Origin of the sequence: Variovorax sp. WDL1 (assembly GCF_001541225.1) — a bacterium.
In the GTDB taxonomy this organism is placed as follows: Bacteria; Pseudomonadota; Gammaproteobacteria; order Burkholderiales; family Burkholderiaceae_C; genus Variovorax.
The window spans coordinates 27736-49488 of the sequence record NZ_LMTS01000124.1 but is presented as its reverse complement, the minus strand read 5'-3'; the positions used below and the strand labels follow the sequence as shown (position 1 = coordinate 49488).

The 21753-nt window shown below is 65.0% G+C and carries 24 protein-coding genes; 3 read left to right on the top strand and 21 right to left on the bottom strand.

Annotation, left to right across the window (positions count from 1 at the left end; translation table 11 throughout):
- Positions 1-13 precede the first annotated feature (13 nt).
- The 17 genes from era to APY03_RS16795 all read right to left on the bottom strand — a co-directional run bounded on the left by era (position 14) and on the right by APY03_RS16795 (position 16369).
- A complete protein-coding gene (gene era / locus APY03_RS16880) occupies positions 14-979 on the bottom strand; it encodes a GTPase Era (RefSeq protein WP_068678333.1) in 966 nt (321 codons plus the stop codon).
- Positions 976-1680 carry a ribonuclease III gene (gene rnc / locus APY03_RS16875; protein WP_068678332.1) on the bottom strand — a complete coding sequence of 235 codons (705 nt, stop codon included), beginning with the start codon at positions 1678-1680 and terminating at the stop codon, positions 976-978. Before rnc ends, era begins: the two co-directional genes overlap by 4 nt.
- 90 nt (positions 1681-1770) lie before the next feature.
- The gene (locus APY03_RS16870; RefSeq protein WP_068678331.1) at positions 1771-2127 is read right to left on the bottom strand and encodes a DUF4845 domain-containing protein; all 357 of its coding nucleotides are present in this window, start codon (positions 2125-2127) and stop codon (positions 1771-1773) included.
- A gap of 25 nt (positions 2128-2152) precedes the next feature.
- Positions 2153-3124 carry a signal peptidase I gene (gene lepB, locus APY03_RS16865; protein WP_068678330.1) on the bottom strand — a complete coding sequence of 324 codons (972 nt, stop codon included), beginning with the start codon at positions 3122-3124 and terminating at the stop codon, positions 2153-2155.
- 13 nt (positions 3125-3137) lie between these two features.
- Positions 3138-4949: a translation elongation factor 4 gene (gene lepA, locus APY03_RS16860; protein WP_068678329.1), complete on the bottom strand. Its 1812-nt coding sequence runs from the start codon at positions 4947-4949 to the stop codon at positions 3138-3140.
- Between the two features lie 520 nt (positions 4950-5469).
- Complete coding sequence (locus APY03_RS16855; RefSeq protein ID WP_068678328.1) at positions 5470-6957, bottom strand: DegQ family serine endoprotease; 1488 nt, start codon at positions 6955-6957, stop codon at positions 5470-5472.
- Positions 6958-6997: 40 nt separating this feature from the next.
- Positions 6998-8065: a MucB/RseB C-terminal domain-containing protein gene (locus APY03_RS16850; protein ID WP_068678327.1), complete on the bottom strand. Its 1068-nt coding sequence runs from the start codon at positions 8063-8065 to the stop codon at positions 6998-7000.
- 16 nt (positions 8066-8081) lie between these two features.
- Positions 8082-8720 carry a sigma-E factor negative regulatory protein gene (locus tag APY03_RS16845; RefSeq protein ID WP_068678326.1) on the bottom strand — a complete coding sequence of 213 codons (639 nt, stop codon included), beginning with the start codon at positions 8718-8720 and terminating at the stop codon, positions 8082-8084.
- 13 nt (positions 8721-8733) lie between these two features.
- Positions 8734-9411 carry an RNA polymerase sigma factor RpoE gene (gene rpoE, locus APY03_RS16840; RefSeq protein WP_068678325.1) on the bottom strand — a complete coding sequence of 226 codons (678 nt, stop codon included), beginning with the start codon at positions 9409-9411 and terminating at the stop codon, positions 8734-8736.
- 495 nt (positions 9412-9906) lie between these two features.
- On the bottom strand, positions 9907-11151 hold the full coding sequence (gene fabF, locus APY03_RS16830; RefSeq protein WP_068678372.1) for a beta-ketoacyl-ACP synthase II: 1245 nt from the start codon (positions 11149-11151) through the stop codon (positions 9907-9909).
- A gap of 93 nt (positions 11152-11244) precedes the next feature.
- Positions 11245-11484 carry an acyl carrier protein gene (gene acpP, locus APY03_RS16825; RefSeq protein ID WP_007830471.1) on the bottom strand — a complete coding sequence of 80 codons (240 nt, stop codon included), beginning with the start codon at positions 11482-11484 and terminating at the stop codon, positions 11245-11247.
- Positions 11485-11577: 93 nt separating this feature from the next.
- Positions 11578-12321 carry a 3-oxoacyl-ACP reductase FabG gene (fabG, locus tag APY03_RS16820; protein ID WP_068678323.1) on the bottom strand — a complete coding sequence of 248 codons (744 nt, stop codon included), beginning with the start codon at positions 12319-12321 and terminating at the stop codon, positions 11578-11580.
- Between the two features lie 24 nt (positions 12322-12345).
- On the bottom strand, positions 12346-13299 hold the full coding sequence (gene fabD / locus APY03_RS16815; protein WP_068678322.1) for an ACP S-malonyltransferase: 954 nt from the start codon (positions 13297-13299) through the stop codon (positions 12346-12348).
- 47 nt (positions 13300-13346) lie between these two features.
- Positions 13347-14324 (bottom strand): beta-ketoacyl-ACP synthase III, encoded by a 978-nt coding sequence (locus APY03_RS16810; protein WP_068678321.1) that lies wholly within the window; start codon positions 14322-14324, stop codon positions 13347-13349.
- Positions 14324-15415: a phosphate acyltransferase PlsX gene (gene plsX / locus APY03_RS16805; protein ID WP_083944424.1), complete on the bottom strand. Its 1092-nt coding sequence runs from the start codon at positions 15413-15415 to the stop codon at positions 14324-14326. The genes APY03_RS16810 and plsX overlap by 1 nt, the downstream gene beginning before the upstream one ends.
- 62 nt (positions 15416-15477) lie before the next feature.
- Positions 15478-15660: a 50S ribosomal protein L32 gene (rpmF, locus tag APY03_RS16800; RefSeq protein WP_068678319.1), complete on the bottom strand. Its 183-nt coding sequence runs from the start codon at positions 15658-15660 to the stop codon at positions 15478-15480.
- 160 nt (positions 15661-15820) lie between these two features.
- Positions 15821-16369: a YceD family protein gene (locus APY03_RS16795; protein WP_068678371.1), complete on the bottom strand. Its 549-nt coding sequence runs from the start codon at positions 16367-16369 to the stop codon at positions 15821-15823.
- A gap of 38 nt (positions 16370-16407) precedes the next feature.
- Between APY03_RS16795 and APY03_RS16790 the strand changes: the two genes are divergently transcribed.
- The 3 genes from APY03_RS16790 to APY03_RS16780 are packed head-to-tail and all read left to right on the top strand — an operon-like array spanning position 16408 to position 18901.
- Positions 16408-16989, top strand: a complete 582-nt coding sequence (locus APY03_RS16790; protein ID WP_068678318.1) for a Maf family protein — start codon at positions 16408-16410, stop codon at positions 16987-16989.
- Positions 16986-17747: an SAM-dependent methyltransferase gene (locus APY03_RS16785; protein ID WP_068678317.1), complete on the top strand. Its 762-nt coding sequence runs from the start codon at positions 16986-16988 to the stop codon at positions 17745-17747. The genes APY03_RS16790 and APY03_RS16785 overlap by 4 nt, the downstream gene beginning before the upstream one ends.
- Before the next feature lie 2 nt (positions 17748-17749).
- On the top strand, positions 17750-18901 hold the full coding sequence (locus tag APY03_RS16780; protein ID WP_332112703.1) for an MFS transporter: 1152 nt from the start codon (positions 17750-17752) through the stop codon (positions 18899-18901).
- Here the strand turns inward: APY03_RS16780 and APY03_RS16775 are convergent, their stop codons facing one another.
- From APY03_RS16775 to APY03_RS16760, 4 genes are all read right to left on the bottom strand, one after another.
- Complete coding sequence (locus APY03_RS16775; protein WP_068678316.1) at positions 18902-19924, bottom strand: S49 family peptidase; 1023 nt, start codon at positions 19922-19924, stop codon at positions 18902-18904.
- 1 nt (position 19925) lies between these two features.
- Positions 19926-20291, bottom strand: a complete 366-nt coding sequence (locus APY03_RS16770) for a Rieske (2Fe-2S) protein (RefSeq protein ID WP_068678315.1) — start codon at positions 20289-20291, stop codon at positions 19926-19928.
- Positions 20292-20301: 10 nt separating this feature from the next.
- The gene (locus APY03_RS16765) at positions 20302-20970 is read right to left on the bottom strand and encodes an HAD-IIIA family hydrolase (RefSeq protein WP_068678314.1); all 669 of its coding nucleotides are present in this window, start codon (positions 20968-20970) and stop codon (positions 20302-20304) included.
- The coding region (locus APY03_RS16760) for an RluA family pseudouridine synthase (RefSeq protein WP_232324305.1) at positions 20963-21753 on the bottom strand (791 nt) is incomplete at its 5' end. The genes APY03_RS16760 and APY03_RS16765, both read right to left, overlap by 8 nt.

The window sequence follows — 21753 nt, the reverse complement described above, 5'->3', positions numbered from 1 at the left end:
CCCTGGGGCATGTTCATTCATATCCGAATGAACGCACCCGTGCCTCGTCGTCGGCCCACCCCGAACGCACCTTGACCCACAGCTCGATGAAGACCTTGGCGTCGGCGAGCTTTTCGAGCTCCTGCCGCGTTTCCATGCCGATGCGCTTGATGCGCTCGCCCTTGTCGCCGATCACCATCGCCTTGTGGCTGTCACGCTCCACGACGATGGTTGCGGCGATGCGCAGCAGGCGCTTCTGGCCCTTGCGGGCAGGCGGCTCCTCCTCGTATTTGTCGATCACCACGGTCGATGTGTAGGGAAGCTCGTCGCCCGTCAGGCGGAACAGCTTTTCCCGCACCAGCTCGCTCGCGAGGAACTGTTCGCTGCGATCGGTGAGCTCGTCCTCGGCATACCACCAGGGCTGCTCCGGCAGGTACTTTTCGCAGATGCCGAACAGGCGTTCGATATCCTTCGGATTCTTGGCCGACATCGGAACGAACTCGGCGAAGGCGTGCCGGCCCTGCATGTCCTGCAGCCACGGCGCCACCTCGCTGCGGCGATGCACGTTGTCGAGCTTGTTGGCAATCAGTACCGTCGGAATGCCGGTGCCGAGCAGTTTCAGCACCCGCTCGTCGGCCGCGGTGAAACTACCGGCTTCGACCACGAAGAGGATCAGGTCCACGTCAGAGACCGCGCCCACCACGGTCTTGTTGAGCGAGCGGTTGAGCGCGTTGGCGTGCAGCGTCTGGAAGCCCGGCGTGTCGACGAAAACGAACTGCGTTACCCCACGCGTACGCATGCCGGTGATGCGGTGCCGCGTCGTCTGCGCCTTGCGCGAGGTGATGCTGATCTTCTGGCCCACCAGCGCATTGAGCAGCGTCGACTTGCCCACGTTGGGCTTGCCGACGATGGCCACCAGGCCGCAGCGCTGGCCGGCGGATGGGCTCGGCCCCGCGCCCGCTGCGGGAGGGATCGGATCGGATTCGATGGGATGGTTCATGGGGATGCCTTTACAGCGCCTGCGCGCGCCTTGAGCCGGATCAACATGGCGGCGGCCGCGGCCTGCTCGCCGGCGCGGCGCGAGCCGCCGATGCCGCGTTCGCGCAAACCCAGTTCGGGCACCTCGCATTCGACATCGAAGGTCTGCTTGTGCGCCGCGCCCAGCGTGCCGAGCACGCGGTAGACCGGCAGCTTCATTTTGTGGCCCTGCAGCCATTCCTGCAATTCCGTCTTGGGATCTTTGGCCGCGGCGTCCATGCGCGGCGTGATGGCAACGGACTCGTAGAGCCGTCGCACCAGCGCCTCTGCCGGCCCGTAGCCGGCATCGAGGTAGACGGCCCCGATCAACGCCTCCAACGCATCGGCCAGGATCGAGGGGCGGTTCGGCCCGCCGGAGCGCGCTTCTCCTTCGCCCAGCCGCAGCAGAGGGGACAGTGCCAGCTTGAGCGCCAGTTGATGCAGGGTGTCCTGCTTGACCAGATTGGCCCGCACCCGGGACAGGTCGCCCTCGGGCAATTGCGACAGTTGCTCGTAGAGCAGGTGGGCGACCGCGAGGTTGAGCACCGAATCACCCAGGAACTCGAGGCGTTCGTTGTGATCGGCCGAGAAGCTGCGGTGCGTCAATGCGCGCTGCAGCAGCCGCGGGTCGGAAAAGGAATGCTGGAGGCGCGCCTGCAGCGCGTCAAGGCCACTGCCCGTCACGGCCGGCCCGTCGAGGCGTTGCGCCAGGGCATGCGCAGCCCCTCGACAGGGAGACGCAAGGGCTTGGTCGCGACCCCGTGGGCGTCCATCTCAGTTGGATTGGCCTGCGTACTTGAGCGTCAGATAGGCCGGCCCGAACAAGTGGATCTCGCGCTCATAGGCGAAGGACACCACGACCTTGTCTCCGACCTTCTTGACGTCGAGGTCCTTGCCCGCCACCGACTGGAAGTCGTCGATGGCCTGAGCGCGGTCGAAGATCGCCCGGACCTCGGGAACAGTCGTTCCCTCCTTGGCCTTGTTCGCGGCCTTGGTGATCGCCTGGTACTCGATCAGCGTCGGGATGACCTGGGCCACCACCACGCCGACACTGGCCAGCACGATGGCGACGAACAACAGCCCGATGAACGATATGCCACGCTGGCGCCGCCTGGATTGACTTGCTCTCATGCCCTCTTTCCCTCCAAAACCCCGATTATTGGAACCCACCGATGCGCTTGAGGTCGCCGAAATTCATCCAGACGAAGAAGGCCCTGCCCACGATGTTCTTGTCAGGCACGAAACCCCAGTAGCGCGAATCGAGCGAGTTGTCGCGGTTGTCGCCCATCATGAAATAGTGGCCCGGCGGCACCTTGCACACCAAGCCCTCGACACTGTAGCGGCAATTTTCCTGGTTCGGGAACGCCATGATTTCAGCTTCCGAAAGGCCGGCTCGACGGCCCTCGTCATTGAGCAGCATGTGCCTCTTGCCGCCCAGGTCCTCGGAATACTGCTTGAGGTAGCGCATCGCCTCCTCGTCGAAATAGTCGGGCTCCGCCTGCTTGCTGACCGGCTGGCCGTTGATGGTGAGCTTCTTGTTCAGGTAGGCCACTTCGTCACCCGGCACACCGATCACGCGCTTGATGTAGTCCATGCTCGGCTTGGGCGGGTAGCGGAACACCATCACGTCGCCGCGAGCCGGCGGGGTGCCGTCGGTCATCTTGGTGTTGATGACGGGCAGGCGCAGGCCGTAGGTGAACTTGTTGACCAGGATCAGGTCGCCCGTGAGCAGCGTGGGCATCATCGAGCCAGAGGGAATCTTGAAGGGCTCGACCAGGAAGGAGCGCAGCAGGAACACCGCCAGGATCACCGGGAAGAGGCCTGCCGTCCAGTCGAGCCACCAGGGCTGCAGGAGCAGGCGTTCGCGCGCCTTGGGGTCCGTGGTGTCGACCTGGGTGATGCCCTGGCGAGTCAGCTCTTCTCGCCGTTTGGCCAGCGAGCTCTCCAGCGCCTCGGCCGCTTTCCGGCGCCGAGGCAGGAAATAAAAGCGCTCCGCCAGCCAGTACAGGCCCGTGACCACGGTGGCGAGGAACAGCAGCAGCGCGAAGTTGCCTTCGACCGCACCGAAGTACCAGGCACCGATATAACCAACGAAAGCCGCAAGGATCAGGGAGGTGAGAAATGCCATCGATACCGCGTTCTTAGTCTTCGACCTGCAGGATGGCGAGAAAGGCCTCTTGCGGGACCTCGACCGAGCCGATCTGCTTCATTCTTTTCTTGCCCGCCTTCTGCTTCTCGAGAAGCTTGCGCTTGCGGGTGATGTCGCCGCCGTAGCACTTGGCGAGCACGTTCTTGCGCAGGGCCTTGATTGTCTCACGCGCAATGATGTTGGCCCCGATGGCGGCCTGGATCGCAACGTCGTACATCTGGCGACTGATGATCTCGCGCATCTTGGAAACGACCGCCCGGCCGCGGTACTGGCTCTGGCTGCGGTGAACGATGATCGACAGCGCGTCGACCTTTTCGCCGTTGAGCAGGATGTCGACCTTGACGACGTCCGAGGCGCGGTACTCCTTGAACTCGTAGTCCATCGATGCGTAGCCCCGGCTGACCGACTTCAGCTTGTCGAAGAAGTCCAGCACGATCTCGCCCAGCGGCATCTCGTAGGTCAGCATGACCTGGCGGCCGTGGTAGGCCATATTCATCTGCACGCCACGCTTCTGGTTGGCCAACGTCATCACCGAGCCGACGTATTCCTGCGGCATGTAGAGATGGACTGTCACGACGGGCTCGCGGATCTCCGCCATGCGGCCGACGTCGGGCATCTTCGATGGGTTCTCGACCATGATCACCTCGCCGTCGTTCTTCACGACTTGGTAGACCACGCTGGGGGCCGTGGTGATCAGGTCCTGGTCGAACTCGCGCTCGAGGCGCTCCTGCACGATCTCCATGTGCAGCAGGCCCAGAAAGCCGCAACGGAAGCCGAAGCCGAGCGCCTGGGACACCTCCGGCTCGTAGTGCAGCGAGGAGTCGTTGAGCTTGAGCTTCTCCAGCGCGTCGCGCAGCGAGTCGTACTCGCTCGCCTCGGTCGGATAGAGTCCGGCGAACACCTGCGGCTGGATCTCCTTGAAGCCCGGCAAAGCCTCGGTGGCAGTGGCGGCCGCACCGCCGCTGCCGGTCTTGATCTGCGTAACCGTGTCGCCCACCTTCGCGGCCTGCAGCTCCTTGATGCCGGCGATGATGAAGCCCACCTCGCCGGCCTCGAGCGACTGGCGCGTCTCGGTTGCCGGAGTAAAGACGCCGAGGCTGTCGGCGTTGTAGCTCGCACCCGAGGCCATCATCTTGATGCGGTCGCCCTTCGCCAGGCGGCCGTCGACCACGCGCACCAGCATCACCACGCCGACATAGGCGTCGAACCAGCTGTCGACGATCATCGCGCGCAGTGCCGCGTCGGGATTGCCGCGCGGCGGCGGCACCTTGGCCACGATGGCCTCGAGAATCTCGTCGATGCCCATGCCGGTCTTCGCAGAGCACGGAATTGCATCGCCCGCGTCGATGCCGATCACGTCCTCGATCTCGGCCTTCGCGTTGTCGGGGTCGGCCTGCGGCAGGTCCATCTTGTTGAGCACTGGCACCACCTCGACACCGAGATCGAGTGCGGTGTAGCAGTTGGCCACCGTCTGCGCTTCGACGCCCTGGCTCGCATCGACAACGAGCAGCGCGCCTTCGCATGCGGACAGCGAGCGACTCACTTCATAAGAGAAGTCGACGTGCCCCGGTGTGTCGATCAGATTGAGGTTGTAGACCTGCCCATCGCGTGCCTTGTAGTGCAGTGCCGCGGTCTGCGCCTTGATGGTTATCCCACGCTCTTTCTCGATGTCCATCGAGTCGAGAACTTGCGCTTCCATCTCGCGCTCGGCGAGGCCTCCGCAACGCTGGATCAAGCGGTCTGCGAGCGTCGACTTCCCATGGTCGATGTGCGCAATGATCGAAAAATTTCTGATGTGATTCATCAACGGGAACGCTTAAGTACTTGAATTGGCTCGTGCCCCGCAGGCTGCAGGCAAGAAAAAAGGGCGCGTCCCCAAGAGACGCGCCCTGAACCAACAAGCAATGGCAACTGCAGTAGTTGGAACTTCATTGTAGGCAAAAAGGGGGGCGCGTACAGACGGGCCTGGGCCTCGGATCGGTCGTTGCGGGTCAGCAACATCGGACTTATAAACAGCTTATCAACAGAATCGGTGGACCAGTTCCTTAACAACTTGTGGGCGATCTGTGGAGCACCGGTGGGCGACATGCGGGAATCCCGCATCGTGGAGAAGCTCTGCCGGCTTATGCGCCGCGCGGGGGCCCTCGGCGGCCTATTCTACCGAAAACCGTCGTTAGCCCCTTCACAAGTTAGCGGACACCAACAACTGAAGCCACTCGGAGCCCATCAAAAAATTTTTGCTTTGGGTTGCAGGAACACCAAAACAAGATGCAAAAAAGCCCCAAACCCGACTGCGGGATGGGGCCACTTGACGCCGGCGCCGTTCAGCGTGCGGGGCGGATGAGGGCGTACTGGGCCCAATCGCCGCGCCGGAACAGCACGCTCACGGGCTTGCTCTTGTCAGCCTTCACCAGCGCGGATTCAAACTCCTTGGCGTTTGCAACTTCTGTGTTGTTGACGGCCAGGACGATGTCTCCCTCGCGCAGGCCAGCGCGGGTCGCCGCCTCGGTGGCCGAATCGATCTTCACCCCGCCCTTGAGCTTGAGCTCTTTCTTTTGTGCTTCCGTAAGGTCACTGACGGCGAGGCCCAGCGACTTGGCAGCCGCCGAGGCTGACGGCTTGGTGGCCGGCTGCTCCTCGCTTTCGGCCGCCCGCACCGGCTTCTCGGGCTCGATCTCGGCAATGGTCACGCTCAGGTCGCGCGAATTGCCACGGCGGAATACAGTGACCGTGCTCTTGGTGCCCGGCTTGGTATTGCCGACGAGGCGCGGCAAATCGCTGGGCTTGTCGATGGCCTTGCCGTCGAAGCGGGTGATGATGTCGCCGGGCTCGATGCCGGCCTTCTCGCCCGGTGAACCCGCCTCCACCCCGCGCACGAGGGCGCCCTGGGCTTTGCCCAGGCCAATGGATTCGGCTACATCCTTTGTGACCTGGTCGATCTGGACACCGATGCGTCCGCGCGAAACCCGGCCGTTCGTGCGTAGCTGGTCGCTCACGCGAATTGCCTCGTCGATGGGAATCGAGAAGGAGATGCCCATGAAGCCGCCCGAGCGCGAATAGATCTGGCTGTTGATTCCAACCACCTCGCCGCGCATGTTGATCAGCGGCCCACCGGAATTGCCCGGGTTGATGGCGACGTCGGTCTGGATAAAGGGCAGGTAGTCGCCGGTGTCACGCTGCTTCGCGCTCACGATGCCGGCTGTCACGGTGTTCTCGAGGCCGAAGGGCGAGCCGATGGCCATCACCCATTCGCCGACGCGCAACTTGGAGATGTCGCCGACCTTGACGGCCGGGAGACCGGTGGCGTCGATCTTCACGACCGCGACATCGGTGCGCTTGTCAGCCCCGATGATCTTGGCCTTGAATTCGCGCTTGTCGACCAGCGTCACCACAACCTCGGATGCGCCGTCGACCACGTGGGCGTTGGTCATCACGAATCCGTCGGACGTCAGGATGAAGCCGGAACCCACGCCCCGCGGCCGCTCCTCTTCCTGCGGTGACTGGGGCCGATTCGGGCGCGGCCCCTGGCGCGGGATGCTGGGCATGGGCTGGCCGAAGAAGCGGCGGAAGAACTCCTGCATCTCCTCGTCCATCTCGCCGCTGCCGCCGCGCTGCGTCACCTTCTCTACGGTTCGGATATTGACCACCGCCGGGCCGACTTGATCGACCAGATCGGTGAAGTCGGGCAGCACGCGCGCCTGGCTCTGCGCACTGGCCGGTGTGACCGGCAGCAGCGCAGCGCCGGAGGCGAGCATGAATGCGCCGGCCAGGAAGAATGAGCGGATCCTGTTCCTCTCGGTTCTGAACATCATCGGCTTCCTTATGGGAGAAAACAAAAATCAATATGGCGGCTCAACGCGCGCGCACAAGGCTCTGCGCGAATCCATCGAGCGTCTGAGGCGGGACTTCGCCGACCACGGTCAACCACCAATCGCCATCCTCGTTCGACAGCTTGCGCGTCAGGGTGTAGGTGGCGCCGAGTGCGAGCAGGACCTCCCGCGGTTGACGTTTGGCGTCGTAAGGCTCCACGAAGAGCGAGACAGTTGCCAGACCATCGGAGAATATCCACTGCATGGTGTGCCCTTGCTCGCCGCCCGCCGCAGTGCCCATCGCGCGCCTGTAGCAACTGACAGGCTTGAAACCGGCAATGGGAGCTCGCAGGGCCCAACCTTCCTTGAGAGGCGTGCTGCGCTCGAGCTCGGATTTCTCCACCGTGTAGCCTGCGGTGCTGGCCATCATCTGCGCCAATGCCTGCGCTTTGACCGGTGCATCGAGCTGGAGTTCGGAAAAGGCAGACTGTTCGATGACCCGGTTCTCGCCGTCGAGCGTCTGCAACTTCACGACCAGGCCCGATCGCCGCTCGCTCCAGATGCGGTAGCCGAAACGCAGGCCATCGCGCGGCTCCAGGTGCACGACGTCGGCATCGAAGCCCGCGACACGATCCTTGCCTACTACGCGTGCACCATAGTAGTTGCCGATCGCGGAGTCGGGCGCACCGAGCAGATTCGGAAACAGTTCGAGGTTCTCGCGCTTCTCGCTCTTGACGATCTTCATCTCGGGCAGGAAGGTCATCACGTGGTTGTTGCGCCTGAAGGTCGAGCGCGGCGGCCCCGACAGCACCTCGACGCGCTCGAACTGGAGGTCGCCTTCGCAGACATGCCAGATGCGGGCACTCGACAGGTTCCCGCCGGCTGCGGAAACGACGAAGGTCCCTGCATAGGAACGCTGCCGCGATGCCGTGTGCATGCGCTGCAGCCACTCGACCACGCTCAACGTCGGCGCCTCGCCGCTGGCCGCGCTGATCGCCCCCTTTGCCGACGGTGAGGGCGCCCCGCTCTGGGCTACGACCATCGGCGCGACGCATAGCGCCGCAACCAGGAGCACCGCGCCACGCGCAGACATCAGCATCGAGACAGTCATTGCGGACGCACGATCATCAACGCGACGGCCCGTCAAAGGTCGCATTGCGCAGGAAACCCGAGGGCATCTGGGAGGCGCCGCCCACTTGCTGGTGCGCTTCAAGCAACTGGTCGAGGCGCGGATCGCGCAGCATGACCTGCGGGTGCCCATTCCCCACTACGACTCGCATCGGCGCCAGGGCGGATGCGCCCTGCGGCGCGGACCCGCTTGCGGCTAACACCGAGCCCGAGCCCTGCTGTTGCTGCGCCAGTTGCGCCGCCGAATGAGGACCGGCACCCCCGACCCAGTTCCAGCCGATGGCCGCAGCAGCTGCGAGCGATGCCGCACCGGCCACGAGCTTCCATCGGAATACCGGCTCGTTGGCCGCCTCGGCGCGACGCAGCACGGGCATTGCCGTGACATCCGGGGCGAGCACCGGAACGGAGGGCTCCGCTGCCAGTCGTTGCTGGAGCCGCGAAAGGAACTGCGAGCTGTCGCTGCACGTGGTATGGACGCCGGACCGCAGGACATCCCCGACGACATGGTAGGCATGCCAGGTCGCGCGCAAGTCATCGCTACCGCAGACCTTGTCAATCATCTGGGCGAACTCGTCATCCCGCAGATGCCCGTCGGCGAGTGCGGAAACCTGCTCATGGACAGTGATTGTGTGCTTCATCTTGTTCACCTGCTTACCAACGTTTGCCGGACTGGTTGTCCAGCAACGGTTTGACTCTGGCCGAAATGGCTTCGCGCGCCCTGAAAATCCGCGACCGCACCGTACCGATGGGACAACTCATGACCTCGGCGATCTCTTCGTAGCTCATGCCTTCGATCTCGCGCAGCGTGACCGCCTGCCTCAGCTCTGCGGGCAGTGCCTCCATCGCTGCTTCGACGGCGGCCGCGATTTCATTGGCGGCCAGCACGGATTCGGGCGTTTCGTCGCTGGTTGGTTCGTTTCCAGGCCGGTAAGTTTCATCATCCTCATCGGAAGACGAACGCAGCATGCTCTCGGTCACCGTCGGATCGCGCTTCATGTCCACCAGGGCCTTCTTGGCCGTGTTGACAGCGATGCGGTAGAGCCACGTGTAGAACTGCGCCTCGCCCCTGAATTGGTGCAGGGCGCGATAGGCGCGGATGAAGGTCTCCTGCGCGATGTCCTCGACCAGATTCACGTCCCGCACCATGCGGCCGATGAGCCGCTCAATCCGACGCTGGTATTTGAGGACAAGCAATTCGAAGGCCTTCTGATCGCCCGCGACCGTGCGCTGAACCAACTGGAAATCGACCTCCCCGGCTCTGGGCGGCGCGGCGGTCGGCGCATCGGTCAGGCCGGCATCGGGCGGGACGGGCGGCGGAGCTGCGGTCATGAAAGAGGGTGTTGCGCGCCGATGGGCGCGGACCCGGCGTCGGTCAGGGTCCGGCTGGCCGGAATGGGGCGCGAATATACCGCACGGCGCAAGTTCTGCCAGCGTTCCGGCATGGTTCGCCGCTCGAGCCAGACCCACCTGCAGGCGCCGCCGGGTTCAGTCATGCGTACGAGAAGCCAGGACTGGCCATCGAGGGCAATCCGCACGCGAGCCGCCTGCACGGCCGTCGCGCCCCTAATCGACCAGCGCGAGCCGTCGAAATCTAGCACATCGGACGAAGCACGGCGTGGCGAGCCTCTCCATGCAGCCACGCCTGCTGCGAGGGCGCAGAGGACCAGCAGCCCGGCGCGCCAGTCTACCTGGCCCAGCCGAGCACATGCCGCAACCGCGCAGCACGCGCCGCTGATCCAAAGGAGTAGCAGGAGACGGTCCGCAATACGCGAACGCCCCACCGGGTAGCTCACCGACGGGGCGCCGTGCATGGGTCCTGGGAATTCAAGCGCGCTTGAACACCAGCGTGCCGTTGGTGCCGCCGAACCCGAAGTTGTTCTTCACTGCGACGTCGATCTTGAGATCGCGCGCTTCATTGGCGCAGTAGTCGAGATCGCACTCCGGATCCTGATTGAAGATGTTGATCGTCGGAGGGCTCTTCTGATGGTGGATCGCCAGCACGGTAAACACCGACTCGATGCCCCCGGCACCCCCCAGCAGGTGGCCGGTCATGGACTTGGTCGAATTCACCACCAGCTTCCCGGCTTGCTCGCCGAAGGCCTTCTTGATCGCGTTGGTCTCGTTGAGGTCGCCGAGCGGCGTCGAGGTACCGTGCGCGTTGAGGTACTGGACTTGGTCGGGGTTGACGCTGGCGTTGTTCAGCGCAGCCACCATCGAGCGACGCGGCCCATCGACGTCCGGAGCGGTCATGTGGAAGGCATCGGCGCTCATGCCGAAGCCAGCGACTTCAGCGTAAATCTTGGCGCCGCGTGCCTTGGCTCGCTCGTATTCCTCGAGCACCACCACTCCCGCGCCCTCGCCGAGCACGAAGCCGTCACGGTCGCGATCCCAGGGGCGAGAGGCCGTGGCGGGGTCGTCGTTGCGCGTGGACAGCGCGCGGGCCGCGGCAAAGCCGCCAATGCCGAGCGGCGAAACCGTGGACTCGGCACCGCCGGCAATCATCACATCGGCGTCGCCATACTCGATCATGCGAGCGGAGGTGCCGATCGCATGCAAACCGGTGGTGCAGGCCGTAACGATCGCGATGTTGGGCCCCTTGAAGCCGTACAGGATCGACACATGGCCAGAGATCATGTTGATGATCGAAGCGGGCACGAAGAACGGGGAGACGCGGCGCGGCCCGCGCTTGGTCAGCTCGGCGTGTGTCGCCTCGATCATGGGGAGTCCACCGATGCCGGAGCCGATATTGCAGCCTATGCGAACGGCGTCTTCGTGGGACAGCGCATCGCCGGTCGGCAGACCGCTGTCCTGCACCGCTTGCATCGCAGCAGCCAAGCCGAGGTGGATGAAGCGATCCATGTGGCGCGCTTCCTTTTCGGCAATGTACTGGGTTATGTCGAAACCCTTCACCTCGCCCGCGAACTTGCACGCGAAAGCGCTCGCATCGAAGCTGGCGATGGTGTCGATGCCCGACTTTCCGGCGAGCAGATTGGCCCAGCACTCGGCGACGGTATTTCCGACAGGGGCAATGCAACCGAGTCCGGTCACAACGACGCGGCGTTTGGTCATGCCGGCAAACCTTTCTGAAGGCACTGAGACCATCGGGCGGACTGCGCGTTCATGGCAGCCGCAAACCGATGCAGGAACCCAGTGTGGCCGATATCAGGCCTTTTGATTCTTGGTGGCGTAGTCGACGGCGTTCTGGACAGTCGTGATCTTCTCGGCGTCTTCGTCCGGGATCTCGATGCCGAATTCGTCTTCGAGTGCCATCACCAGTTCGACCGTGTCGAGCGAGTCTGCACCGAGGTCCGCGACAAAAGCTTTCTCGTTGGTGACCTGGGACTCTTCAACGCCAAGTTGCTCGGCAATGATTTTCTTGACACGTGCTTCGATATCGCTCATTTGGTTCCCTCTAAGGGTTGTAGGTAATCGATGATTTTAGCCGGCCGGATCATGGCGTTTGGCCCTGCCCCAACCAGCAAAGGAATTGCTTCCTCACATATGCATGCCGCCATTGACATGCAACTCCTGCCCGGTCACATAGGCGGCCTGAGGCGAAGCCAGGTAGGCGACGGCATGGGCGATATCCGCCGGCTTGCCGAGATGGCCGAGGGGGATCTGCGCCAGCAGCGCCTGCTGCTGGGCCTCGGGCAGGTTGGCGGTCATGTCGGTCTCTATGAAGCCGGGCGCGACGCAGTTGACCGTGATGTTGCGGCTGCCGAGCTCGCGTGCCAGCGCACGGGTCATGCCCGCGACACCGGCCTTGGCCGCGGCGTAGTTGGCCTGGCCGGCATTGCCCGACGCGCCGACCACACTGGTGATGCTGATGATGCGGCCGTAGCGTTGCTTCATCATGGGACGGATCGCCGCGCGCGAAAGGCGGAAGACGGCCTTGAGATTGGTGTCGAGCACCGCATCCCAATCCTCATCCTTCAGGCGCATGGCCAGCATGTCGCGCGTGATGCCGGCGTTGTTGACCAGCACGTGGATCGCACCATAAGCCTTGACAATCTGGTCGACCAGCGCCTCGACCGCCGGACCATCGTTCACGTCGAGCGCCAAGCCGCGTCCACCATGAGCGCCGAGCGCGGCGGTGATTCTGTTGGCGCCCTCTTCGGTGGTGCCGGTACCGATGACCTGCAGGCCACGATGCGCGAGTTCGAGCGCGATCGCCGCCCCGATGCCGCGCGAGGCACCGGTGACAAGAGCCACCTGGCCCTCGAATTTGGGAATACTCATGGGAGGTGAAATGTTGAGCCGGCGTCAGGCGCCGAGCAGTTGATGGGTTTCCGCCAGGGTTGCCGGGTCGTAGACAGAGGCCGCGACGAGCTCGGGCGAAATGCGCTTTGCCATTCCGGCGAGCACCTTGCCGGGCCCGCATTCCACGATGACCTCCACGCCGCGCCCTTTCAGGGCCAGCACGCTTTCCACCCACCGCACGGGGCCCGCAGCCTGGCGCACCAAGGCGTCGCGGATCCGGTCGGCCTCGGTTTCCACCGCCACATCGATGTTGTTGAGTATCGGGATCTGCGGCGCCGCCAGGCTCACCGATGCCAGCCGCTGGCGCAGGGCTTCGGCCGCAGGCCGCATCAAACTGGAGTGGAAGGGGGCCGATACCGGCAAGGGGAGCGCCCGCTTGGCGCCCTTGGCCTTGAGTACTTCACAGGCCTTGTCGACCGCTGCCTTGCTGCCGGCGATCACTGTCTGCATCGGGTCGTTGAAGTTCACGGCCTCGACGATCTCGGCACTGCCGGGCCCGAAGCCGGCGGTCACCTCTGAGCAACCTACCTTCACCTTTTCCGCGTCCATCCCGAGGACCGCCGCCATCGCACCCGCGCCGACCGGCACGGCCTGCTGCATCGCCTGGGCACGAAAGCGCACCAGCGGCGCCGCTTGCGCCAGGGTGAGCACGCCCGAAGCCACAAGCGCCGAGTACTCGCCCAGTGAGTGGCCGGCGACCAGCGCCGGCTTGGCACCGCCTTCGGCCAGCCACGCCCGCCAGGCGGCGATGCCAGCCACCAGCATCACGGGTTGCGTGTTGGTAGTGAGACCTAGTGCTTCTTTCGGGCCTTCGCGGATCAGGCGGGCGACATCCTCGTCCAGCGCATCGGAGGCTTCGCGCAGTGTCTCGACCACGGCCGGGTGGTCACCCCAGGCGTCGAGCATGCCGACCGCCTGCGAGCCCTGGCCCGGGAATACGAAAGCGAAGGATTTCATACTGCGTCTCCGTTGCGCGCATCGCCGTCACGGGACGGCGCGCCGCACTACATATTCAATAGCACCGCGCCCCAGGTGAAGCCACCGCCAACGCCTTCGAGCATGACTGTGTCACCCTTCTTCACCTTGCCACCACGGACCGCCTCGTCCAGCGCCAGCGGAATGGAGGCTGCGGAGGTGTTGCCATGCTCGTCGACGGTCACCACAAGCTTCTCGAGCGGCATCTTGAGCTTTCGCGCAGTGCCTTCCATGATTCGGATGTTGGCCTGATGGGGGATCAGCCAGTCGATCTCGGTGTTTGCCTTGCCGGCCTTATGAAGGCAGGCACGGGCGGACTCCTCCAGCACGCGGACTGCGAGCTTGAACACGGCCTGCCCGTCCATATGGAGCAAAGGCGTGCCGAGCACATTGCCACCAGAGACATGGCCGGGCACGCAAAGAATGCCAGCGTGCTTGCCGTCGGCATGCAGGTCGCTGGCGAGGATGCCGGGCTCGGTGCTGGCCTCGAGCACCACCGCGCCGGCGCCATCGCCGAACAGCACGCAGGTGGTGCGGTCGTTGAAATCGAGGATGCGCGAGAACACTTCCGCACCGATGACCAGCGCGCACTTGGCGCTGCCCGTGCGGATCATTGCGTCCGCCACCGTCAATGCATAGACAAAGCCGCTGCACACGGCCTGCACGTCGAAGGCAGGGCAGCCGGCAATGCCCAGCTTGTTCTGAAGAATGGCTGCCGACGAAGGAAACACCATGTCAGGCGTCGAGGTCGCAACGATGATCAGATCGACTTCGGCAGCGCTGCGGCCTGCGGCCTCGAGCGCCTGCTTGGCGGCGTGCACACCAAGATCGCTGCTGGTCACATCGGGTGCAGCGAAGTGTCGGGCGCGGATGCCCGTTCGCTCGACGATCCACTGATCAGAAGTTTCGATGCCACGCGCCGCGAGTTCGCGGGCGAGTTCGTCATTGGTTACTCGACGCGGCGGCAGGTAACTGCCGGTGCCGGTGATGCGGGAAAAAGGAGTCATCAAACGTGAAGCGCCGCCGTGTCGACCGGCGTCGCCGGCTCTTGCCGCGCGAGCAATGGCGCGGCGTGGGCGATGCGGGCCCGCACGCGATCGAGCAGGTTGTTGCGAGCGGCATCATAAGCGCGATCCAGCGCATGACCGAAGGCCACTTCATCCGCAGAGCCATGGCTCTTGAATACCAGCCCCCGCAGCCCGAGGAGGGCCGCGCCATTGTATCGGCGATGATCCAGGCGACGCTTGAGCGCTTTTAGGACAGGATAGGACACGATCGCCGCAAATTTACTGAAAATGCTGCTCGAATACTCGATTCGAAGGAAGTCGACGATCATCGAGGCAACGCCTTCTGTCGCTTTCAATGTGACATTTCCGACAAAGCCATCACAGACGACAATGTCGGTCGTACCCTTGAAGATGTCATTCCCCTCGACGTTGCCGTAAAAATTCAGATCATCCGAGGCTGCAGCCTTTCGCAGCAGTTGGCTCGCTTTCTTGATCGTTTCACTGCCTTTTATCGCTTCTTCGCCCACGTTGAGCAAGCCGACCGAAGGCGACTCGTTCCCCGTCAGCGCGGAGACCAGCGCAGAGCCCAGCACAGCGAATTGCAGAAGGTCTTCCGCGTCGCAATCCACGTTCGCCCCAAGATCGAGCACGGTGGTCGCGCCGCCCTTGCTGTTGGGCAGTTGGGGGGCGATGGCTGGTCGATCGATGCCCTCGAGGGTCTTGAGCAAGTAGCGCGAAATGGCCATCAACGCACCGGTGTTGCCCGCCGAAACCGCGGCCTGGGCGACGCCATCCTTCACCTGCTGGATCGCGACCCGCATCGAAGAATCTTTTTTCTTCCGGAGCGCGACCTCGACCGGATCGTCCATGCCGACAACTTCGCTTGCTGGTACAACCCGGGCGCGCGGGTGCGAAAAACCGGCGAGCGCGGCGGGGGCGCCAACCAGAAGCAGCGAGGCCTCCGCATGACGCGCGAGAAAGGACCGACAGGCAGCGAGCGTGACGCGCGGCCCATGATCTCCGCCCATGCAATCGACGGCCAGCGTGATCGCGCGCGGTGCGGACGTTACGGAATCGGAAGACGTAACCATCAAAACAAAGGCCCGACGCTACGGCAAAAGTAGCTTCGGGCCTTCAGCCTTGAAACAGCAGATCAGGCTTCTGACTTGGTCTTGAGCACCTTGCGGCCGCGATAGAAGCCGTTGGGGCTGATGTGGTGGCGCAGGTGTGTCTCGCCGGTGGTCGGCTCGACGGCCAAGCCCGGCACGCCGAGGGCGTTGTGGGAACGATGCATGCCGCGCTTGGAAGGCGACTTCTTGTTTTGCTGGACAGCCATGCTGGCTCCTGAAAATGTTCGGGTGAGTGGGCGGGCACGCGCTCGACCGTGGGCTCTGGCGGCCCTTACCGTCCATCGGCCACCTGCAAGGGGCGGCGCGCGCGAAGCCCGTGATTATAGCTCCATCGAAGCACCAGATGCCAGCCCCTCGATCCCAAGCCTATTTCCGCTTGTCCGACCGCAAGCCGCCAAGGACTGCGAAGGGATTGGGGCGAGTCGCCTCGGCGGCGTCGAACTCGGGATCGGCCGCGGACAGCCTTACCGGCTCCGGGCAATGTTCGTGGCGCGGGGTAACCGGGATTTCCATCAGCAGTTCATCCTCGATCAGGGCGTGCAGATTGAAATCTCGGCTTGCGACGAGCACGTCCTCCTCGGATTCCTCGTCTTCGACAGCCGCCGTGCCTTCGTCAGCGACAAACCGAAACCATCGGTCGACTTTCAACTCGACGTCCACCGGGGTCAGGCAACGCTGGCAAACCAGCGGCACCGTGCTCGATGCGCTCAGATGGAGCCAGGGAACCGTGGCGTCCGCATGCCCGTCGCGCTGAGTGCCGACGGCCTTCCAACGGACGCGGGAGTCCGCCGCGGGCGCGGCCAGTTCCTCGCCAAGGCGCGGATAGGCCTGGAGGGGCTCCTCGCCCGAAAGCGTCGCGGCCGCCTCGGCGAAGCGGTTCACGTCGAGCCTGCCGGAGGTGAATTCTCTGCTCATCGTTGCCAGTCTAAACCGCTCACGCACAATCATGGGCCATGCAACGCCCCCTGATTCTTGCCTCGACCTCGCGATATCGTCGCGAGTTGCTCGCTCGCCTCCTTCTGCCATTCGAGGTCCACCCCCCCGAGGTCGACGAAACGCCACGTCCCGAGGAGTCGCCAAGCACCCTGGCCGAGCGGCTCGCCCTCGAGAAGGCTTTGGCGGTGGCGCGCCGCTTCCCGGAGGCTGTGGTGATCGGCTCCGACCAGGTGGCCGACCTGGGCGGCGAGCCGCTGGGCAAGCCCGGAGACCACGCCCGCGCGGCCGCCCAGCTGCGACGCATGCGCGGCCAGACCCTGGTGTTCCAGACCGCCGTCGCTGTGGTCTGCCAAGCCAGCGGCTTCAGCCAGCGCGAGCTCGCCCCCGTGCGGGTCACGTTCCGCAATTTCAGCGACGCGGCGATCGAGCGCTATTTGCTGGCAGAGCAGCCGTACGACTGTGCAGGCAGCGCCAAGAGCGAAGGCCTCGGCATCGCGATGCTGGACGCCATCGACAGCGACGATCCGACGGCGCTGGTGGGCCTGCCCTTGATCCGCACCGCCAACATGCTGCGCGCCGCAGGGATCGATCTGCTGTGAGCCGAGGCAAGCTCTACCTGGTTCCGGCATCTCTGGATTTCGGATGCGACACGCAGGCCACACTGCAGGAGGTGCTGCCGCTCGGCACGCTGCGGGCCGCCGCCGGCATCACCCATTGGATCTGCGAAAACGCGAAATCGGCACGCGCCTATCTCAAACGCATCGATGGCGTCGTGCCGCTCGCCGCGCCCCTGCAGGCCCAGCAGATCCAGGAGCTGCCGCGCGAAGTCCACAAGAAGGGCGATCACCAAGCGGGTCAGTTCGATGCGCGCCCGCTGCTCGCCGCAGCGCTGGCCGGCACGGATATCGGACTGCTGAGCGAGGCCGGTATGCCGGCGGTTGCCGACCCCGGATCGTCCGTCGTGCGCGCAGCCCATGAACTGGGCATCGCGGTGGTCCCCCTTATCGGCCCGGTGTCGCTGCTGCTCGCGCTCGCGGCCAGCGGACTCAACGGCCAGAATTTCGCCTTCGTCGGCTACCTGCCACAGGAAGCCGAAGCCCGCGTGCAGCGCATCCGCGAGCTCGAATCGCTCGCGCTGCGCACCGGCCAGACCCAACTCTTCATTGAGACGCCCTACCGCAATGCAGCCCTGCTGCAAGCCTTGATGCAGACCCTCCAGCACAACACACGACTCGCGGTGGCCCGCGGCTTGACGCTCGCGAGCGCCGACATTCGTAGCGAACCGGTGAAAGCCTGGCGCGCCAAGCCCCTCGGCACCGATGAACGCATGCCCGCCGTATTCGCGATCGGGCGCTAGGCGTGTCTGCGACCGTCATGCAGCCGGCCGCGCGTACGCGTTGGGCATCGCGCGCACAGTTCTTTGCCTCGGGCTTCATCTTCGCCACCTGGGGCGTGCACATCCCGACAGTCAAGACCCAATACGGCGTCACGGAGGCTGAACTCGGTCTGGCCATGCTCGCAGCCGGCATGGGCGCCCTGCTCGGCCTTACGCAGGCGAGCCGGTGGATCGGCCGCTACGGAGCGCGCACGACGGCTGGTCCCTGCGGGGCTGTCTACGCCCTGCTGCTCGCCGGCCTGCTGGTGATGCCGGGCTATGCCGCATTGCTGGGCCTGTTGGCGGCCTTCGGCATCGTCACCAGCGTATTCGACGTGGCGATCAACACCGAAGCCGCAGAGCTCGAGCTGCGCAACGGGCGCCCGCTCATGAGCGGGATGCACGGCATGTTCAGCCTGGGCGGGATGGCCGGCGCGGTGACCGGCAGCGCGGCGCTGGCCGCGGGCATGGCACCGCAGTCGCATCTGACGCTCGTGGCGAGCGCAATGGCATTGGTGATCGCATCTGCCACCCAATGGATGCTGCCCCGCGAAGCCACCGCCTTCGCGGCCAACAACGAAGGCTTCCGCCTGCCCCGCGGCGCCCTCGTGATCCTCGGCGTACTGGCCGCGTTGGGGCTGATTGCCGAAGGCGCGATCTACGATTGGAGCGTGCTCTATCTCAAGCAGGAGCTGGGCAGTCCGCAACAGCAGGCTGCACTCGCGTACGCCAGCTTCTCGGCTGCAATGGCCGCGACGCGCTTCTGCGGCGACGCGATGCGCGCGCGCTTCGCGCCGGCCGTGCTGCTGCGCGGCAGCGCCCTGCTGGCCGCGGCCTCCATGGCACTGGTCCTGCTGACCGATGCCCCATGGCTGGCGCTGGTCGGCTTCGCGGGCGTGGGGGCCGGATTCGCCAACGTGGTGCCAATCCTGTTCGCGGCTTCCGCGCGCGTGCCGGGCGTTGAGCCGGCGCGCGGCATCGCGGCGGTTTCGGCGGCGGCTTATCTCGGCTTCATGGCGGGGCCGCCAGTGATCGGCTTCCTGGCCGAGGTCAGTTCGCTGACCGCGGCACTCTATGTCGTGGTGGCCTTCGCCGTGGGTCTGGCAGCGTCGGCGCGCTGGGCCGACCCGGCCTGATCAGCGCAGCGCAGGCGCGCTGCGCATCGCCCGCACCGAAGCATCGCCGAGCGCCGCGCCGAACTTCTTGGCGAGCTTCTCGGCCACGTTGTCGCGGCGGGTGTAGTCGATGACTTCCTCTGCCTTGACAACCTCACGGGCGACGAAGTCGACATTGCCGAGCTGATCAGCGAGCCCGAGGTCCACCGCCTGCTGGCCGCTCCAGAACAGGCCGCTGAACAGTCCCGGCGTCCCGGTCTTCAGTCGATCGCCCCGGCCCTTCTTCACCACGTCGATGAACTGCGCGTGGATCTGCTCGAGCATCTGCTGCGCATGCGCACGCTGGGCATCGCTCATCGGGCTGAATGGATCGAGGAAGCCCTTGTTCTCGCCGGCCGTCAGCAGCCTGCGCTCGACGCCGACCTTCTCCATCAGCCCGGTGAAGCCGAAGCCGTCCATCAGCACGCCGATGCTTCCGACGATGCTGGCCTTGTCGACGAACACCTTGTCGGTCGCCGCGGCGATGTAGTAGGCCGCCGAGGCGCAGGTCTCCTCGACCACCGCGTACACCGGCTTTTTGTGCTTGGCCCGCAGGCGGCGGATCTCGTCGTTGATGATCCCGGCCTGCACCGGGCTTCCCCCGGGCGAATTGATCAACAGCACGACGCCCTTGGCCCCCTCATCCTCGAAGGCGGTCTTCATCGCCGCCACCACGAACTCCGCGCTTGCATCGGCGCCGTTGGCGATCTCGCCCTTGATCTCGACGACCGCCGTGTGCGCGGTGGTCTTGGCGGTGGTCGGCGTGCCACGCGAGACGGCCAGCCAGATCAGGAAGATGAAGAAGGCCAGCCAGCTCAGCCGGAAGAAAATCTTCCAGCGGCGCGCGGCCTGCTGCTCGCGCAGGCTGGCGAAGGCGAGCTTCTCGAGCGTGGCTCGCTCCCAGCCGGGTTGCTGGGTGGGATCACTCCTGGAGCTGCTGTGCGGCGGCGTGGCGCGCTCGAAAGGCTCGAAACCCTCGGGTTCCGTGCGGTGGGGGTCGGTCATGTCAGAAAGCCAGGGGTTGGAGGTTCCAGGCAGTATGCCAGTGCACCACGCCGTCCCGTTCGCTCAGCGCGATCTTCACAAGGCCGCCGCGGCAGGGCCCGCCGGCGCATTCGCCGGTGTCCGGCTTGTAGACGGCGCCGTGGGTCGCGCACAGCAGCCATCGGCCGCTGTCGTCGAAGAAGCGGTCGGGCTGGAAGTCCAGTTCCATCGCCACGTGGCTGCAGCGATTCAGATAGGCATGCACCTGGCCTTCGTAGCGAACCGCGAAGGCCCGGCAGGTCTGGCCACCGTGAACCACGTCGAAGGGCACGGCACGGCCGCCCTCCACCAGATCGGCCGCATTGCACAGGGGAATGCTTTCGCTCATTCCGCGATTCTCATGCGTTGTCGAGTAGCCATTGCTTCAGGCCGAACACCGAGTGCGCCACGTACAAGGGCTGCAGCGCGCCGAAATTGTCAGGCTCGTGCGCGCCGTAGCTCACGCCCACGCTCGCACAGCCAGCGTTGATCGCGAGCTGCAGATCATGGGTGGTGTCGCCGATCATCAGGGTGCGCTCAGCCGGCACCTCCAGTTCCTCCATCAGCTCCAGCAGCATGCGCGGGTGCGGCTTGCCGAATGTCTCGTCGGCCGTGCGCGAGGCGTCGAAGCGCTCGCGCAGCGCAACGGTGGCCAGGGCTTCGTTCAGTCCGCGCCGCGACTTGCCGGTGGCCACCGCCAGCCTGTGTCCACGGTCCTGAAGCGCATCGAGCAACGGCAGGACGCCGTCGAACAGCACGAGGTCGTCCTGGTGTTTGAGATAGTGGTACCGGTAGCGAGCTCCAAGCTCAGCGTACTTTTCGCGGGGCACATCGGGCGCCGCGCGGGCCAGCGCCTCGGCCAGTCCCAGGCCGATCACCCAGGCGGCGTCGTTCTCGCTCGGCCTGGCGCCACCGACATCGACCACCGCGGCCTGGATGCAGCGCACGATGAGGCGGGTGGAGTCGTAGAGGGTGCCGTCCCAATCGAAGGCGATCAGGTCGAAGCGGCGCGGGCGGCTATCAGTCATGGGTAACGGGTGGGGCGGTAATGGCGAGCGCATCGAGCGCGGGCTGAGGCATCAGCGCGCGCAGCTCGGGCGGCAGCTCTGCCTGCAACGCCATTCGCTCGCCGCTCGCGGGATGGGTGAACTGGAGGCGCCAGGCATGCAGGAACATGCGCTTGAGGCCGAGCTTTTGCAGCGCGCGGTTGCGATCGAAGTCGCCGTACTTGTCGTCGCCGGCGATCGCATGTCCGCCGGAGGCAAGGTGGACGCGAATCTGGTGCGTGCGGCCTGTCTTGATGGTGACGGCGAGGAGGGAAAACGCCGCCGGCTCGATCGACAACGAAACTTGCGCCAGCACCTTGACCAGCGTCACGGCACGCATGGCGTCAGGGTGGTCCTTGGCCACAACGCGCACGCGCCGCTCGCCGGGCTCGGAGGATCCCGGTCGGCTCGGCAGCAGAAAGCGTGCAAGTGGTGCGTCGAGCACCTTCTTGTTCGCCGGCCAGTGGCCCTCGACCAGCGCCAGGTAGGTCTTGCCCGTCTCGCGCTCGCGAAACTGGTCCTGCAAGCGAGTCAAGGCACTGCGCTTCTTGGCCACCAGCAGGATGCCCGAGGTCTCGCGATCCAGCCGGTGCACGAGCTCCAGGAATTGGGCCGCCGGCCGCGCCGTGCGAAGCTGCTCGATCACGCCGGAGCTCACCCCGCTGCCGCCGTGGACCGCAACGCCCGCGGGCTTGTCGATCGCAATCATGGCATCGTCCTCGTACAGCACGGGGAACTCGCGCGCGGGCGGAAGCGGCGAACCGC

What these genes read in the sequence shown, in the direction of transcription:
- APY03_RS16845 (WP_068678326.1), bottom strand. Translation starts at nt 8,720, where the DNA reads ATGAAGCACACAATCACTGTCCATGAGCAGGTTTCCGCACTCGCCGAC.
- acpP (WP_007830471.1), bottom strand. Translation starts at nt 11,484, where the DNA reads ATGAGCGATATCGAAGCACGTGTCAAGAAAATCATTGCCGAGCAACTT.
- APY03_RS16855 (WP_068678328.1), bottom strand. Translation starts at nt 6,957, where the DNA reads ATGATGTTCAGAACCGAGAGGAACAGGATCCGCTCATTCTTCCTGGCC.
- APY03_RS16850 (WP_068678327.1), bottom strand. Translation starts at nt 8,065, where the DNA reads ATGACTGTCTCGATGCTGATGTCTGCGCGTGGCGCGGTGCTCCTGGTT.
- plsX (WP_083944424.1), bottom strand. Translation starts at nt 15,415, where the DNA reads ATGGTTACGTCTTCCGATTCCGTAACGTCCGCACCGCGCGCGATCACG.
- APY03_RS16765 (WP_068678314.1), bottom strand. Translation starts at nt 20,970, where the DNA reads ATGACTGATAGCCGCCCGCGCCGCTTCGACCTGATCGCCTTCGATTGG.
- APY03_RS16790 (WP_068678318.1), top strand. Translation starts at nt 16,408, where the DNA reads ATGCAACGCCCCCTGATTCTTGCCTCGACCTCGCGATATCGTCGCGAG.
- APY03_RS16775 (WP_068678316.1), bottom strand. Translation starts at nt 19,924, where the DNA reads ATGACCGACCCCCACCGCACGGAACCCGAGGGTTTCGAGCCTTTCGAG.
- lepB (WP_068678330.1), bottom strand. Translation starts at nt 3,124, where the DNA reads ATGGCATTTCTCACCTCCCTGATCCTTGCGGCTTTCGTTGGTTATATC.
- era (WP_068678333.1), bottom strand. Translation starts at nt 979, where the DNA reads ATGAACCATCCCATCGAATCCGATCCGATCCCTCCCGCAGCGGGCGCG.
- fabG (WP_068678323.1), bottom strand. Translation starts at nt 12,321, where the DNA reads ATGAGTATTCCCAAATTCGAGGGCCAGGTGGCTCTTGTCACCGGTGCC.
- rpmF (WP_068678319.1), bottom strand. Translation starts at nt 15,660, where the DNA reads ATGGCTGTCCAGCAAAACAAGAAGTCGCCTTCCAAGCGCGGCATGCAT.
- APY03_RS16810 (WP_068678321.1), bottom strand. Translation starts at nt 14,324, where the DNA reads ATGACTCCTTTTTCCCGCATCACCGGCACCGGCAGTTACCTGCCGCCG.
- fabD (WP_068678322.1), bottom strand. Translation starts at nt 13,299, where the DNA reads ATGAAATCCTTCGCTTTCGTATTCCCGGGCCAGGGCTCGCAGGCGGTC.
- APY03_RS16870 (WP_068678331.1), bottom strand. Translation starts at nt 2,127, where the DNA reads ATGAGAGCAAGTCAATCCAGGCGGCGCCAGCGTGGCATATCGTTCATC.
- lepA (WP_068678329.1), bottom strand. Translation starts at nt 4,949, where the DNA reads ATGAATCACATCAGAAATTTTTCGATCATTGCGCACATCGACCATGGG.
- APY03_RS16795 (WP_068678371.1), bottom strand. Translation starts at nt 16,369, where the DNA reads ATGAGCAGAGAATTCACCTCCGGCAGGCTCGACGTGAACCGCTTCGCC.
- APY03_RS16770 (WP_068678315.1), bottom strand. Translation starts at nt 20,291, where the DNA reads ATGAGCGAAAGCATTCCCCTGTGCAATGCGGCCGATCTGGTGGAGGGC.
- fabF (WP_068678372.1), bottom strand. Translation starts at nt 11,151, where the DNA reads ATGACCAAACGCCGCGTCGTTGTGACCGGACTCGGTTGCATTGCCCCT.
- rpoE (WP_068678325.1), bottom strand. Translation starts at nt 9,411, where the DNA reads ATGACCGCAGCTCCGCCGCCCGTCCCGCCCGATGCCGGCCTGACCGAT.